This window comes from Nitrospirota bacterium (genome assembly GCA_040757595.1).
Taxonomy (GTDB): Bacteria; Nitrospirota; Nitrospiria; order Nitrospirales; family Nitrospiraceae; genus JBFLWP01.
Map to the genome: position 1 here is coordinate 170211 of JBFLWP010000004.1, position 14420 is coordinate 184630.

Genomic DNA, 14420 nt, shown 5'->3' on the forward strand with positions numbered 1-14420 from the left:
GCCCCGCTTATGCCTGCGGCAAAACGCGAGGTTTGTTCACTGGGAGCGTGGCTTACGGTCCAGACAGGTTTTCACCTGATTCCATTTCCGGCAACGGGGGTTATCCTAGGACTCGGTTTTGAGAAGAAGCCGGCCTCGCCTCGTGGCACGAGGCCGACACGGGAGCAACCAGAAGGGAGGACACCATGGCGACACAGGTCAAAGCGATTCCAGCAGGCTATCACACCGTCACCCCGATGCTGACGGTTCGGGAGGTAGACAAGGCCATTGATTTTTACAAGCGTGCGCTCGGCGCGGAGGAACGGATGCGTTTTCCAGGACCGGACGGCAAGAGCATCATGCACGCGGAGATCAAGATCGGGAATTCGGTCATCATGCTGGGCGAGGAACAGCCTCAGAGGGGGTGCAGTGGCCCGCAGACGCTGGGAGGCACGCCTGTCTCGCTCTATCTCTACGTCGAGGACGTGGACAGGGCCTTCAACCGGGCCACCTCAGCCGGCGTCACGGTCGCGATGCCGGTCGCCGACATGTTCTGGGGCGACCGATGCGGGACGTTCACCGATCCGTTCGGCCACAAGTGGAGCCTGGCGACCCACAAGGAGGATCTCTCGCAAGAGGAAATCCAGAAGCGGGGCGCGGCTTTCTTCGCCCAGATGGCCAAGATGGGCAAGCAATGCGGCTGAGACTTCCGGATTCGTTGAAGAGGGAGGACCGTCATGACGAAGCGACACCGGGCTCCTGCAAAGCCCGCCATGACCATACAGAAGCCTGCGACCGGTCCCGTGGCCCTGCTGATCGGGACACGGAAAGGAGCGTTCATCGTACGTGGCGACAAGGCCCGCCGGACCTGGAAGCTGTCGGCGCCGATCTTCCTCGGCCACATCGTGCACCACCTGGTGCAGGACCCGCGCGATGGGCGCACGATGCTCATGGCCGCCCGCACCGGCCACCTGGGGCCGACCATCTTTCGATCCACCGACTTCGGCCGGACTTGGAAGGAAGCCAAGAAGCCGCCCGCCTTTCCCAAAGTCCCCGAGGGGCAAAACGGCCGCGTCGTCGATCACGTCTTCTGGCTGACGCCGGGACACGTGAGCGAGCCGAACGCGTGGTATGCGGGCACCTCGCCGCAAGGGCTCTTCCGTTCCGATGACGGCGGCGTCACGTGGCAGCCGTTTTCCCCCATCAACGACGATCCGCAATACCGTGAGTGGATGGGCACCGTGCAGGACGGCACGCCGGACGGGCCGAAGCTGCACTCGATCCTCGTGGACCCGCGCGATCCCGCGCACCTCTACTTCGGCATGTCCGGGGGCGGCGTGCACGAATCCGGCGACGGAGGGAAGACATTCAGAACGCTCCTTGCAGGACTTGATGTCGTCGAGGGCTTCGACCGGTCCACTCCGACGTTCCACGACCCCCATTGCATCCGGCTCTGTCCGACGAATCCTGACCGGCTGTACCAGCAGAATCATTGCGGCATCTACCGGCTCGATCGGCCATCAAACGAATGGGTACGGATCGGCAAGAACATGCCGAAGCAGATCGGCGACGTCGGGTTTCCCATGGTGGTCCACCCGCGCGATCCCGACACCGCCTGGGTCTTTCCGATGGACGGCGGCACCGTGTGGCCGCGCGTGAGTCCCGGAGGGAAACCGGCCGCCTACGTCACGAAGAACGCCGGGAAGAGTTGGACGAGGCAGGACCAGGGCTTTCCCCGATCGAATGCCTGGTGGACCGTGAAGCGCCAGGCCATGACCGCCGACGCGCACGAACCGGTCGGGCTCTATCTCGGCACGACCAGCGGCGAGGTCTGGGCGAGCCGAACGGGCGGCGCAAGTTGGACCTGCCTGGCCCGGCACCTGCCCGAGATCTATTCGGTCGAGGCGGCCGAGCGGTGACGGTCCACATCCCGAGCGCGCTTCGTTCTTACACCGGGCAGAAGAACGAAGTGGAGGCCGAAGGCCGGACCCTGGCCGAAGTCCTGTCGGCATTGGATCGGCGCTGCCCCGGCCTGCGCTTCCGCATCGTCACGGAGCAGGACACGATTCGGCCGCACATCAGGATTTTCGTCAACGAGCAGCAGGCTTGGGACCTGACGACGCCGCTTCGTCCGGACGACCAGATCCACATCGTCTGCGCGCTGAGCGGAGGCTGACGGACAACAAACTGCTGGCTCTCTTGGATCGAGCGGAGTATCCTGTGCCCGGCTATGGCCAGCGCGCTGCTCTATGACCGGCTCCAGTTCGCGGTCACCGCCACCTTCCACTACCTTTTCCCCCAGCTCACCATGGGCCTGGCCCTGCTGCTCTTTTACCTGCGCAGCCGGGCCCTGCGGGCCGGCGATCCCCTCCATCACCAGGCCGCACGCTTCTGGACCAGGATCTTCGCCCTCAGCTTCGCCTTCGGGGTCGTCACGGGCATTCCGCTGGAGTTCCAGTTCGGCACCAACTGGGCCAAATTCTCCAACTTCGCGGGCGGGGTCATCGGCCAGACCCTGGCCATGGAGGGGCTGTTCGCCTTCTTCCTGGAATCCTCGTTCCTCGGCCTGCTCCTGTTCGGCGAGCGGTTCGGCCCGCGCGTTCAGTGGTTCGCCTCGTTGATGCTCCTGCTCGGCTCCTGGCTGTCCGGCTACTTCATCCTGGCCACGAACGCCTGGATGCAGCATCCGGTGGCCTACACGACGGCCCCGGACGGCCGCCTGTTCGTGACGAGCCTCTCCGGCCTGCTCGCCAACCCCTGGCTCCTTTGGCAGTTCACCCACAACATGACCGCCTCGGTCGTCACCGCGTCGTTCGTGATGGCGGCGCTCGGGGCGCTCTACCTGCTGGCGGGCCGGCACGGGGAGCAGGCCCGCCTGTTCCTCCGGACCGGCGTGGTCGCCGGCGCGATCGGCTCAGCCCTCCTCATCTTTCCGACCGGCCACGGCAACGCCCGGCAGGTCTTCGCGCACCAGCCGGCGAAGGGCGCGGCGTTCGAGGGACTCTTCCGGACCGAGCGGGGGGCCGCCCTGCTCCTGGTCGGCCAGCCCAACATGGAGACGCTGACGATTGACAACCCCGTCGCCGTGCCGGACGCCCTCAGCATCCTCCTCTACGACGAGCTGTACGCCCAGGTGAAGGGCCTCGATGCGTTCCCGCGGGAGGACTGGCCCGACAACGTGCCGCTGCTCTACTACTCGTACCACATCATGGCCGGGCTGGGGACGATCCTCGCCGGCGTCATGGCCCTGGCGCTGCTGCTGCTCTGGCGCGGGCGCCTGTTCGCCGCCTCCTGGATGCTCTGGGCCCTGCTGCTGGCCGCGCCGTTCCCCTACGTCGCCACCACCGCCGGCTGGATGACGGCGGAGCTGGGCCGCCAGCCCTGGCTCGTCTACGGCCTGATGCGCACCGCCGAGGGCGCCTCCCCGCTCGTGCACTCGGGCAACGCGCTGTTCACGCTGATCGGGTTTCTCGGCCTGTACCTGCTGCTCGGCCTGCTCTTTCTGTTCCTGGTTGCGGAAACCGTCCGGCAAGGGCCCGCTCCGGCCGAGCGGGAGCCGTCCCGGCCAGCGGCACCAATTGGGTATTGAACGGGCCGTTGATGATGAGGGCGACCTGACGTGGAGACCTTCTGGTACATCGTGGTGGCGGGGATGCTGGCCGTCTACGTGGCGCTCGACGGCTTCGACTTCGGAGTCGGCCTGCTCCACCCGTTCGTCGCCCGGACGGAGCCGGAGCGGCGGGCAACGCTGGCCTCGATCGGGCCGGTCTGGAACGGCAACGAGGTGTGGCTGCTCGCGAGCGGCGGGCTGCTCTTTTTCGCCTTCCCCAGGGCCTATGCGGCCGGGTTCAGCGGGTTTTACCTGGCCTTGGTGCTCGTGCTCTGGCTCCTGATTGGACGGGGGCTCGCGCTGGAGCTGCGCGCCCACTTGGACCATCCGCTGTGGCGGCAGTTCTGGGACTGGGTGTTCGCCGGTGCCAGCGGCCTGCTCGCGATCGTGTTCGGCGCGGCCCTGGGCAACCTGATTCGCGGGGTGCCGTTGAACCGCGAGGGCTATTTTTTCGTGGCGCTCTGGACGGACTTCGCGACGGGGCCGGAGCCGGGCATTCTGGACTGGTACACCCTGCTCATGGGGCTCTCAAGCGCCGCGATCCTGGCCCTGCACGGCGCGAACTACCTGGCCATGAAGACGGAGGGCGAGTTGGCCAGCCGTGCGGACGGCCTGGGACGGCTGCTGGGCTGGATCGCGCTCGCGCTCACGCTCCTTTCGCTCCTCGCGATCCCGATCGTGCAGCCCCGGCTTCGGCTGAACTACGCCGCCCATCCGGTCGGCTACCTCTTTCCCGCCGCCGGTCTCCTCGCGCTGGCCGCCACGCTGGCGCTGCGCCGGCGGCGGCGCGACGCGGCAGCCTTTGCCGCCTCCAGCCTGTTCATCCTCGCGATGCTCGCAAGCGTCGCCTGGGGGGTCTATCCGAACGTCCTCATCGCCACGACCGACCCGGCCCACAACCTCACGATCTTCAACGCAACCGCCGGCGCCTACGGTCTGGAGGTCGGCCTCTGGTGGTTCGTCGTCGGCTTCGCGCTCGTCGTCGCCTATCAGGTCTATGCCCACCGGTCCTTCTGGGGCAAGGTCCGGCCCGATCTCGACTCCCATTGACCGCGTCGAATCTCCATGAACACCGACTCGTTCAAGGACTTCGTGCTCGATCAGATGAGCGACCTGCCGGGCGTCGTCTGCCGGGCCATGTTCGGCGGGTACGGACTCTATCGGGAGGAGGTCTTCTTCGGGATCCTCCACAAGGGACGCCTGTACTTGAAAACCGATACCGCCACCGCCGGCGCCTATCGGGAACGGGGCATGAAGCCCTTCCGGCCGAACGCGACGCAGACGCTCAAGACCTACTATGAGGTGCCGGTGGAGGTCCTGGAGGACCAAGAGGCGCTCGTCGCCTGGGCCGACCGGGCCAGCCGGTGCCGGCCGGAAAAGAAGTCTGGGCGGCGAACCGTCCGCCGGGCGAAGCGGTGACATGCCTGTGCCGCCTGCCACGCCCGGTGACCGGACGGCTCGCATCTGGACCGTCGGCCATTCGACCCGTCCGATCAAGGAATTCGTCGGTCTGCTCAAGGCGCACGGGATCGCGCTCCTCGTGGACGTCCGCACCACTCCCTACTCCCGCAGGAATCCGCAGTTCAACATGGGGCTGCTCAAGCAAAGTCTGGAAGAAGCGGGCCTCGCGTACCGGCACCTCCCCTCGCTGGGCGGCCGCCGCAAGAGCCGGCCCGATTCCCCCAACCGGGGCTGGCGGAGCGCCGGCTTCCGCGGCTATGCGGACTACATGCAGGCCGTCCCCTTCCAGGATGGGTTAGCCGAGTTGATGAAGCTAGCTGAGAGCACCAGGACTGCCGTCATGTGCGCCGAGGCCGTGCCCTGGCGGTGCCACCGGCAACTCATCGCGGACGCCCTAGTCACCCGGGGCTGGACCGTCCTCCACATTCTCGGGAAGGAGGAGGCGGCTGCGCACAGCCTCACGCCCTTCGCCAAGGTGAACGGCGACACCCTGACCTATCCGGCCGGGTCTTCGTCCGAGAATGAGCCTGGGTTGTTTCCGTGACCGGCCCGCACGGCCCGCTCAGACTGCGGTTCGCAAGGCCGCCTGCTGGGCAAAGAACAGGCCGCGGTTGATGTCTCCGATGCTCACCATCCCGACGAGCCGGCCTTGCTCCACGACGGGAATCCGTCGAAAGTTCTTGAGCCCCATGTACGAAGCGGCCTGGAGGATCGGATCGCCGGGCGAGACGGTGAGCGGATTGCGCGTCATCACCTCGTCCACGTGCTTGGCGAGCACCTCCGGATAGCCGGCCTCCATCGCCACGAAATCCCGGCTGTGCACGTTGTCGTGGATGTAGTCGCCGTAATTGGGATAGAGCGGCAGCATGATGTCGCGCATGGCGACGATGCCGACCAGGCGATTTCCCTCATCCACCACCGGAATGGCTCCGCAGTGCCGACTCAGCATCTTGATGACGACCGAGCGCAGCGTGTCCGTCGCCCGGGCCGTCACGACCCCCGTTGACATGACGTCGCGTACCAGCATGGCGGCCACCTCCTGTCCGGCGCCGCCTCATCCCAAGCGGCGCCTCCCTAGACCCGAACGTGAGGCCCTGTTGTGCTCTCCATGATCCCACCTCCCGACGAGTTCATCAAGAGGAGGGGATTGACAGGTCCTCGGCTTCGGCTCACAGTCCCGAAACCGTCTAGCCTGCATTATTCATGAGGGTTCGTGACGAAACCGCTGAGACGCCAGGCGAGACGGGTGCGTGGAGTCGCGAGAGAGGGAGGCGTGCTCCCTGCAGCACGTTGACCGACCGAGCGACGAGCCCACCCGCCTGCGTGCTCGAACGCCGCACGCAGGCTTGTCGCAGCGGCGTATCGGCAGTTGCAGTAGAAGCCGTCATGAATAATGCGGGCTAGAGAGGCATGATCGTGGCGTATCGGGCGCTGGCCGACCTGGTGGTCCTGCTCCACTTGGCTTTCGTGCTCTTCGTGGTCTTCGGCGGATTCCTGGTCCTACGCTGGCAGGGGCTCGCCTGGCTGCACGTCCCGGCGGCCCTGTGGGGCGCGGCCATCGAATTCGGCGGGTGGATCTGCCCGCTCACCCCGCTGGAGAACTGGCTGCGCGTGCAGGGCGGCGAGAGCGGGTACGGCGGGGGCTTCGTGGACCACTACCTCCTGCCGACCCTCTATCCGGAGGGCCTCACGCGGGAGCTGCAGCTCGTCCTGGGCCTGATCGTGATCGTCATCAACCTTTCCGTGTACTGGCTCCTCTGGCACCGCCTCCGCCGCACCTCCCGCAACTGACGCTCGAAGACGCGAGGAGCTATGACGGGGATCGGTCTGTGAGCGACCGATCCCCGTTTCACTTGTTTTTAGCCGCGGCTGGAACGGATGGGCATGGAGGCGAGCGGCACGGCGGGAACGAGGCGTTCAGCAGCAGAGAGGGTGCCGGGCGCCGTTCTGCTATTCCGATGAGGCGGCCGGCCAACAGTACGGCTACAGAAGCACTCCGACATCAACGCATCGTGCCGGCGCCGGAGCTGCCCGCCGTTCGTCAGTCGCGGTCTTCTGTCGGACGGGCGGGTACCCACGCGAGTGGGTGGTGAGCCGGGAGCCCGCTTCGGGCGGCGAGCTGGCGACAGGCCCCGCTCGGCGTCCCCCTATTTCGGCGCCGGAATCTTCTTCGCCGCGCCGATGCTGTCCAGCCCCGCCTGCGAGCAGGCATCGTCCAGATGGGCCCCCGGCGCGCCGCCCACCCCGATCCCCCCGACGACCTCCCCGCCGACCTCGATCGGGAGGCCACCGCCCAAAATCAGCACGTTCCGGTTCATCTCCCGCAGGGCTTGGAGGGTGGGCACCTTGGCGATCAGCTCGGCCAGCTCGCTCGTGGGCCGGCGGAGGCTGGCGGCCGTATAGGCCTTCTTCCTGCTGCTGTCCGTCGTGTGGGGGCCGGCCCCATCGCCCCGCAGGAGCACGCGCAGCACGCCGGCCCGGTCCACCACCGCCACGCTGACCCTGTAGCCGTCCTTCGTGCACTTGTCCAGCGCGGCAGACGCCGCCTTCTGAGCCAGGGCCAGGGGCAGCACGGATTCTTTGGGCAGGTCCTCGGCTCGGGCCCCGGTGCCGAGCAGGCTCAACGTCAGGACCGTGCAGGCCGAGACCAGGGTGAGTCGCAGGCTCATCTGTATCCTCCTTCTTCTCATACCGGGCCTCGGCCCGGCCGGTCACGAAAAGAAGTAGCAGGGGGACCCAGTGAAGTCAATTACCGGCTGGCGGAGCCTGCCGCGTCTCTGCTAAGCTCTCTAGCGATCAGGCTGCCTCTCCGAAACGGAGCATTGCGATGGACCGGAACGATCAGTCTCCATTCTTCTGGAAATCCGTCAACCGCAGGCAGGTGCTCAAGGGCCTGGGACTGGCCGGCGCCGCCGCGGCCCTCACCGGCCCCTGGACCCTGGCCCGCGCGCTGGCCGAGGCGCCTACCGCCCCCAAGCCGGCCACCGGCGACCTGCCCTACCGCCCGCTGGGCAGAACCGGGGTGGACGTGTCCGTCCTCTGCCTGGGCGGCGCGCACCTGGGCCGGGCCGACAGCGAGGCGGAGGCGGTCCGGATCGTCCACGAAGCGATGGACCAGGGGCTCACCTTCATGGACAACGCCTGGGAGTACCACGGAGGCCGGGCCGAGGAATGGATGGGCAGAGCCCTGGAGGGACGGCGCCACAAGGCGTTCCTCATGACCAAGGTCTGCTCGCACGGTCGGGACAAGAAAGTGGCCATGGAGCAACTGGAGCAGTCGCTGCGGCGGCTGCGGACCGACTACCTGGATCTGTGGCAGATTCACGAAGTGATCTACGAGGACGACCCGGACCGGCACTTCATGCCGGGCGGCGCGGTGGAGGCCCTGCTCGACGCCAGGAAGCAGGGGAAGGTCCGGTTCATCGGCTTCACGGGCCACAAGGACCCGAAAGTCCACCTCAAGATGCTGGCCCGCGACTTTCCGTTCGACACCTGCCAGCTCCCGCTGAACGTCTTCGACGGAACCTACCGGAGCTTCGAGCAGGAGGTGCTGCCCATCCTCAACCAGCGCAGGATCGCGCCGCTCGCCATGAAGACCCTGAGCGGGAACGGCGAGCCGATCAAGCAGCGGATCGTCACGGTGGAGGAGGCCCTGCGCTACGTCCTGAGCCTGCCGGTCGCTTCGATCGTGAGCGGAATTGATTCGCGCGAGGTGCTCCGCCAGAACCTGGCCATCGCCCGCCGCTTCACGCCCATGAGCGCCCAGGAGATGGCCGCGCTCCGCACCAGGGTGGCCCGCTACGCGGCGGACGGACGCTTCGAACTGTTCAAGTCCTCACGGAACTACGATGGCCGGATCGGGCGCGAGCAGCACAACCTCCAGTCCTGAGACGATCCGGCGCATCCTGGCCGACTGCCGCACCATCGTCGTCGTGGGCCTTTCGGCCAATCCCACCCGCCCTTCCTACGAGGTGGCCGCCTACATGCAGCAGCAGGGGCGCCGGGTGATCCCCGTCAACCCGCTCGAGGTCCCCGTGCTCGGTGAGACCGCCTACCCGTCGCTCGACGCGGTGCCAGGCCCGGTCGATTTGGTCTCCGTGTTCCGGAAATCGGAGGAGGCGGGGGCCGTGGTGGACCAGGCGATCGGGATCGGCGCCAAGGCCGTCTGGCTCCAGGAGGGGATCGTGGACGAGGCGGCGGCGCAGCGGGCCGAGCGGGCCGGGCTCCTCGTCGTCATGGACCGCTGCTGGAAGAAGGAGCACCGGAAGCGGGCAAAGTCTCTGCCCTCGTGACTGACGCACTCAACTCAGTGCTTCGCACCGCCCAGGTTCAGACCCACGACGCCGACGATGATGAAGAGGAGGCTCACAAGTTTGAGCAGGGTGACCGGCTCCCGGAAGTACCAGACCCCGATCCCCGCGATCAGCGCCGTGCCCAGTCCGGACCAGACCGCGTAGGCGACGCTCACGTCAATCGTCTTGAGCGAAACCGTCAGCGCCACGAAGGACAGGCCGTAAAAGACAAAGATGAGTATCGAGGGGACGAGCCGCGTGAAGCCCTCGGCCAGCTTCATCGAGACGGTCCCCGCCACCTCCAATACGATCGCCGCGATCAGGATCAGCCAACTCTGCATGGATTCCTCACCCTCCGGCTAAAGGTTCGTTCACGCTCAAGGGGACGCGCATGATCACCTCTATGGCATTTACCGTCTATCCGGTCAAGGAGATGGCGCGGGCGCGAGCCTTCTATGAAGGCGTCCTGGGCCTGCGGCTCAGCCATCACTTCCAGTACGATCGGTATGAGTGGGTCGAGTACGACCTGGGCGACTCGACCTTCGCCGTCACGACGATGGACATGGGGCACCCGCCGGGAGCCAAGGAAGCCGTCGTCGGCTTCGAGACCACGGACCTCGACGCCTTCGTCGCGACGCTCAAGGAGCGATCCATGCCCTTCGTCCTCGACGTGTTCGCCACCCCCGTCTGCCGCATGGCCGTCATCGAGGACCCGGACGGGAATCACCTGGTGATCCACAAACGGCACAGCCACCTCCAGTCCTCCCCTAAGGTGCGCCAAGGCCAGCGCACCATTTGAACAATGTAAGCTGGTTCACAGATTCCGCAAAGCTCTCCCCGTACTCTGTCCGCATGGTCGTTCTTGAAGTATTCCTTCATCCCGGCTGCCCGTCCGAACAGCCGGCCCGCCGCCTTGCCCAGGAGATTCAGCAAGAATATTCCAACTGGCAGGTTCGGGTGATTGGCAGCAAGGACCGGGCACGCAAGTTGGGGATCTCAGTATTGCCGGCATTCGTGCTGAACGGGCGTGCGATTGCGGTCGGCGTGCCGCGGAAAGAATGGCTGATCGGCCTCCTCCGCGAGCTAAATCCAGACGGGTGAAAGGAATGCTTAGCTTAGGAGACCAGACGAGAGAGCCGTTGGGCCTGGAGGATCGTAAGGGATCGGCCGTCGATCCGGATAAGACCCTGCTCACGAAATTGCCCGATGGTGGTGCTGACCGTCTCCCGGCTGCAGCCGATCAGATTGGCCATCTCCTGGTGGGTTAGCTTAGCGCGGAGGCGGACGCCGGTTCCGTCGGGTACCCCCTCGGTCTTGCTCAACTCCAGCAGCAGATGGGCCAGACGCGCAGGCACGTCGCGAAAAACCAAATCTTCAACGCGGCTTTGGATCTTCCGGAGTCTCAACCCGATCAGCTTCGTGAGTTTGCCGCTTACAGTGGGATGAGTCGCCAGATAACGCTCGAAGTCCTCACGCTGGATGACGCAAATAAGGGTGTCGTCCAGGGCTTCGGCCGCGGTTTCCCGTGGCGAGTGTTCCAACACCTCCAACTCTCCAAACACGTCCCCCGGCTCGAGTATTTCAAACGTCACTTCCTTGCCGCTGGGCGCAGTGCTCGCAATTTTGACACGTCCCTGCTTGAGGAGGTACACGTTGCTGCTGGGATCACCGGGCAGATAGAGGGGCTGGCGCTTTTTGACTTCCTGCATCCGGGTCATGCGCTCCATTTCCTGGAGCTCAATCGGGCTGAGGCCGGAAAAAAGACGAATGTGCTTGAGATACCAAAGCTTCTTCGAGACCGGAGTCTCGCTCATAGGGCATCCCATGGAGAGTGAACGGACGTAGTATACTCGGGGCCGAGGCACGGCGCAAACCAACGAGCACGCACTCGCGACCCTAGCCGGATTATTCATGAGCGCTGTTGAACTGCCATGATAGGCTGCCGAAGCAGGAGATGGTGAGGACCGTTCAGGGGATGGTGCCACACAGACGGTATCTGGCCAAAGCCACTGTGGGGCTGGCCGCTCTCATGACTGTGAGCGGCTCTTTTTGGTTTCAGGCGCGCTATGACGCGGCCCCAGACCAGACCGTCGAACTCAGGACCTTCAGCAACGCCGAATATCCCGAGGACCCTGAAGAGCGGAGTTTGGCCTTTGGGAATTATCCGCACCGAATGCTCCGTATACAGCAGATCGAGGGCACCCGCTTCCGGTTTGTCATCGAAGCGGGGTCGGACCAGGCCACGGTGATTGAATTGCCGGAGGCGGATCTGGCCCACATGGTGGCAGCCGTGCCCCAGTGGGTGAAATCCGATCCGGACTTGATCAGGGTGGGGCTCATTGATCGGGAGTGGAACCGGCAGCAGGTGAGCTTCCAACGCGACTCGGACCATGTTCGCGTCCGCGAGGGCGGTGACGGGTTCGAGCAGCGGGGGCTGAGCCGCGTGGACCTCGCCCGGAACTGCCTGAACGCGGGGCTCTGGGAATTGCTGCTGTTCACCACTGAGGATGGACAGGAACGGGTGTATGAGCACCTGTGGTTCACTTTTCCGCTTGGCCTTTACAAGCAGCTCTTCGAGCGGGTGAATGGCCTGTCCTATTGGGACTATTGGTGGTCGCTCGAACATTGGGTGGCCCCAGCCGGGACACCGATCCGGCTGGATCGGCTCAGAGCCGTTGATCGCGAGTGGCCCCTTACAGTCAGCGTCAAGTGGGACGAGGCTCCAGTGTGGCAGGGCGAGCAGCGGTTGAAGCGCAAGAACGTGCTGACTCACCCCGTCTACACGTACCGCGACTGGTACCGCCAGCCGGTCAGGTTCGCGAGCTTTATCCCGCCGGGCCGCTATTCCGTCGCCCACCCGCGCGACACCAGGCTGCACTATCTATCTGAACTCACCGGAGCCCTGCTCCGCAAGGTTCGCACACCGGCCGGCCCGGAGCCGTTGTTCGAGCTGGAACTGGCTTTCCGGAGCAATGAAACCGGACAATCAACCAAGCTGGTCTTTGGCGGCCTGGACTTCCGTACGCTCCCCACCCTGCCCGTTGGCCGTTACGAGCGTGGTTGGCAGGTTCCCATGGGGATCGGGAATCCCGGCTTCTTCGAATCTTACGAAGGGGTGCAAACCCATCCCCCGACCAAACGTCCCTTTTACGGGTTCCACCTGGACGCGCAGGGCCGCTGGCTTGACCACCATGCGGTGGGCGTGGACGGTCCTCTGTTGCACTGGGATACGGCCGATCCAGCTACGCTGCACCTCTATCTTCTCAGCTATGAGCGTCACGCGTTGTTAAATCACTTTGTGCTCACCTGCCCGCTGGACGTCTGCTCCGCTCACTGAACAGCCCTCGGTAGCGCGAACGCGAAGCATTCCATAGCCACCGCCCTGACTCCACTCACACGTCATGGCGCGGCGTCTGGCGAAGCTGCGTCCCGGAGAGACATTCGGACAGGCACTTCTGCAGCTTTCCACTCAAAAGGAGGACAGAACATGGCAAAAGTGGCGATCATCGTTTTAGCGGACACGGAATCTCACGGAGATCTGGGGCGTGTGGTCAATACGCTTGAAGCGGTGAAAGAGTTCAAAGAAGCCAAGGACGATATCCAGCTCATCTTTGACGGAGCGGGTGTCAAGTGGATTGCGGAGCTTTCCCAACTTGACCATAAGCTGAACGACCTCTTTGACGCAGTGAAGGATCGTGGGGCCGGAGCCTGTGGCTTCTGTGCCCAAGCCTTCGGCGCTCAGGAGAAAATCCCGCTCTGCGGCGTTCCTCTGCTCGAAGAATTCGACCGCATCCGAGCTTCAGGAAGTTGGTCTCCGAGGGTTGTCAGGTCATCACTTTTTAGCTGTTTAATACACGACGATGCGGTCCGCCTCGCTGAACAGTTGCACCATGCGATCCAGCGGGATTGGTGTCACAGCCGAGGCGACGCGCGACGGGTCAATCTTGTAGAGGAGCATCATCGTCTGGTTGCCGTAGATCTCGACGCCGAGCTTTTCTTTGAGAAACTCGAAATATTCGCCGTAATCGTGCGGGATCTGCTCCACCGGCACGCCCATTTGCTCGGAGAGAGACTTGCGTTCCCGCTCGGGCAGGCGAGCATGGTCCAGCGCGGTGCTGTCCGGCCGGAACATCCGATTGAAGAACCCGAAGCCTTTAGTCACCGAGGTGACCGCGCTGGCATCCACTAGGATCGTGACCTTGTGGCCGGCCTTGACCGCGGCCCAGGCGACGTTCGGCACCGCGCAGATCTGGGCATCATCCTCTGCGAGCGAGGTTTTCATGTGAATGAGAATGCGGGTGGCTGGTGTGGTCTCCGCCGCTGACGATGGTGCCCATAAAAGCAAGGTGAAGCCACAGAGCAGAGCCAGCGTGATCGCTATCCGCTTCATGCCTCGTGTCCTCCCTGGGACGCATCCGGATCACTGTTGCTTGTGCAGCAGGCAACCTCGACCGGAGGCGGTTGACTGTCGGCCCGTTCTTTATAGGCCGCGTAGGCTTTCAGCGCCCATTCCTCGCCGGGGCAGCCCTGCATCGTCATGGCCACTTCCAGGAATTCGATGAATTCCTCTTGCGAGACCCCCTTGTCGTAGGCCATGCGAACATAGGCCCGGATGCAGGGCTCGCAGCGAATCGCGATCGAGACAGCCAACGCAGCCAGCAGCTTATACCTGGCGGGAACCGCGCCGTCTCGATAGGCTTCCTGCCGCATCCGCAACAGGCCTCCGGTCACCTTCGGACTCAGACGTCGCAGCTCTTCGAACAACCGTTCTCCATCGGATTTCATCTCTTTCTTTTCGCCCGTTGCCATTGTTCAAGTCCTTCCAATCCGGTCCTGTTCCCTGCCTGCACAGCAGTTGAATACATCCTTTCCCTTTCGCGATAGCAGGCCATAGAGGGCCAAGCCAAGAAATCCGGCCAGGGTGGGGAGCAGCACATAGTCGAGATAGCCGGTGACCACTCCCAACCCGACGAGCCCCAACAGCCCTGCCAGGACCGGTGTAAAACAGCACAGAGCGGTCAACGCTGCTCCAACTAAACCGAACGTCACAAGACGTTTCCGGTTCAAAGACCTCTCCC

20 protein-coding genes are annotated in these 14420 nt (G+C 64.6%); 13 read left to right on the top strand and 7 right to left on the bottom strand.

Going from position 1 to position 14420, the window contains the following annotated elements; genetic code table 11:
* The first annotated feature begins 185 nt into the window (after nt 1–185).
* The 7 genes from AB1411_05785 to AB1411_05815 all read left to right on the top strand — a co-directional run bounded on the left by AB1411_05785 (nt 186) and on the right by AB1411_05815 (nt 5594).
* A complete protein-coding gene (locus AB1411_05785; protein MEW6543104.1) occupies nt 186–683 on the top strand; it encodes a VOC family protein in 498 nt (165 codons plus the stop codon).
* Nucleotides 684–752: 69 nt separating this feature from the next.
* Complete coding sequence (locus AB1411_05790; GenBank protein ID MEW6543105.1) at nt 753–1898, top strand: glycosyl hydrolase; 1146 nt, start codon at nt 753–755, stop codon at nt 1896–1898.
* Nucleotides 1895–2155: a MoaD/ThiS family protein gene (locus AB1411_05795; protein ID MEW6543106.1), complete on the top strand. Its 261-nt coding sequence runs from the start codon at nt 1895–1897 to the stop codon at nt 2153–2155. Before AB1411_05790 ends, AB1411_05795 begins: the two co-directional genes overlap by 4 nt.
* Before the next feature lie 54 nt (nt 2156–2209).
* Nucleotides 2210–3568, top strand: a complete 1359-nt coding sequence (locus AB1411_05800) for a cytochrome ubiquinol oxidase subunit I (protein MEW6543107.1) — start codon at nt 2210–2212, stop codon at nt 3566–3568.
* A gap of 30 nt (nt 3569–3598) precedes the next feature.
* Nucleotides 3599–4639 carry a cytochrome d ubiquinol oxidase subunit II gene (cydB, locus tag AB1411_05805; protein ID MEW6543108.1) on the top strand — a complete coding sequence of 347 codons (1041 nt, stop codon included), beginning with the start codon at nt 3599–3601 and terminating at the stop codon, nt 4637–4639.
* Between the two features lie 15 nt (nt 4640–4654).
* Nucleotides 4655–5008 (top strand): TfoX/Sxy family protein, encoded by a 354-nt coding sequence (locus AB1411_05810; GenBank protein MEW6543109.1) that lies wholly within the window; start codon nt 4655–4657, stop codon nt 5006–5008.
* A gap of 1 nt (nt 5009) precedes the next feature.
* Entirely contained in the window at nt 5010–5594 is a 585-nt protein-coding gene (locus AB1411_05815; GenBank protein MEW6543110.1) for a DUF488 domain-containing protein, read from the top strand.
* Nucleotides 5595–5612: 18 nt separating this feature from the next.
* Here the strand turns inward: AB1411_05815 and AB1411_05820 are convergent, their stop codons facing one another.
* Entirely contained in the window at nt 5613–6077 is a 465-nt protein-coding gene (locus AB1411_05820) for a CBS domain-containing protein (GenBank protein MEW6543111.1), read from the bottom strand.
* A gap of 389 nt (nt 6078–6466) precedes the next feature.
* On the opposite strand from AB1411_05820, the gene AB1411_05825 reads away from it, so the two are divergent.
* The gene (locus AB1411_05825) at nt 6467–6841 is read left to right on the top strand and encodes a DUF2784 domain-containing protein (GenBank protein ID MEW6543112.1); all 375 of its coding nucleotides are present in this window, start codon (nt 6467–6469) and stop codon (nt 6839–6841) included.
* 356 nt (nt 6842–7197) lie between these two features.
* Here the strand turns inward: AB1411_05825 and AB1411_05830 are convergent, their stop codons facing one another.
* On the bottom strand, nt 7198–7719 hold the full coding sequence (locus AB1411_05830; protein MEW6543113.1) for a heme-binding protein: 522 nt from the start codon (nt 7717–7719) through the stop codon (nt 7198–7200).
* 158 nt (nt 7720–7877) lie between these two features.
* Between AB1411_05830 and AB1411_05835 the strand changes: the two genes are divergently transcribed.
* Both AB1411_05835 and AB1411_05840 read left to right on the top strand, forming a co-directional pair.
* Complete coding sequence (locus AB1411_05835) at nt 7878–8939, top strand: aldo/keto reductase (protein ID MEW6543114.1); 1062 nt, start codon at nt 7878–7880, stop codon at nt 8937–8939.
* Nucleotides 8899–9342 (top strand): CoA-binding protein, encoded by a 444-nt coding sequence (locus AB1411_05840; protein MEW6543115.1) that lies wholly within the window; start codon nt 8899–8901, stop codon nt 9340–9342. Before AB1411_05835 ends, AB1411_05840 begins: the two co-directional genes overlap by 41 nt.
* A 14-nt stretch (nt 9343–9356) precedes the next feature.
* On the opposite strand, the gene AB1411_05845 is transcribed toward AB1411_05840, so the two are convergent.
* On the bottom strand, nt 9357–9683 hold the full coding sequence (locus AB1411_05845) for a multidrug efflux SMR transporter (protein ID MEW6543116.1): 327 nt from the start codon (nt 9681–9683) through the stop codon (nt 9357–9359).
* Nucleotides 9684–9733: 50 nt separating this feature from the next.
* On the opposite strand from AB1411_05845, the gene AB1411_05850 reads away from it, so the two are divergent.
* On the top strand, nt 9734–10141 hold the full coding sequence (locus AB1411_05850) for a VOC family protein (protein ID MEW6543117.1): 408 nt from the start codon (nt 9734–9736) through the stop codon (nt 10139–10141).
* 53 nt (nt 10142–10194) lie between these two features.
* Complete coding sequence (locus tag AB1411_05855) at nt 10195–10443, top strand: hypothetical protein (protein ID MEW6543118.1); 249 nt, start codon at nt 10195–10197, stop codon at nt 10441–10443.
* Between the two features lie 14 nt (nt 10444–10457).
* On the opposite strand, the gene AB1411_05860 is transcribed toward AB1411_05855, so the two are convergent.
* Nucleotides 10458–11156 (bottom strand): Crp/Fnr family transcriptional regulator, encoded by a 699-nt coding sequence (locus AB1411_05860; GenBank protein MEW6543119.1) that lies wholly within the window; start codon nt 11154–11156, stop codon nt 10458–10460.
* 359 nt (nt 11157–11515) lie between these two features.
* On the opposite strand from AB1411_05860, the gene AB1411_05865 reads away from it, so the two are divergent.
* Nucleotides 11516–12679, top strand: coding sequence for a hypothetical protein (locus tag AB1411_05865; GenBank protein ID MEW6543120.1), 1164 nt, complete (start codon nt 11516–11518; stop codon nt 12677–12679).
* 510 nt (nt 12680–13189) lie between these two features.
* Here AB1411_05865 and AB1411_05870 read toward each other — a convergent pair.
* From AB1411_05870 to merF, 3 genes are read right to left on the bottom strand one after another with little or no spacing between them, the layout of a single operon-like run.
* Nucleotides 13190–13732, bottom strand: a complete 543-nt coding sequence (locus tag AB1411_05870) for a hypothetical protein (GenBank protein MEW6543121.1) — start codon at nt 13730–13732, stop codon at nt 13190–13192.
* Nucleotides 13729–14127, bottom strand: coding sequence for a carboxymuconolactone decarboxylase family protein (locus tag AB1411_05875; GenBank protein MEW6543122.1), 399 nt, complete (start codon nt 14125–14127; stop codon nt 13729–13731). Before AB1411_05875 ends, AB1411_05870 begins: the two co-directional genes overlap by 4 nt.
* Before the next feature lie 27 nt (nt 14128–14154).
* A complete protein-coding gene (gene merF / locus AB1411_05880) occupies nt 14155–14409 on the bottom strand; it encodes a mercury resistance system transport protein MerF (GenBank protein MEW6543123.1) in 255 nt (84 codons plus the stop codon).
* Between the last annotated feature and the right edge of the window lie 11 nt (nt 14410–14420).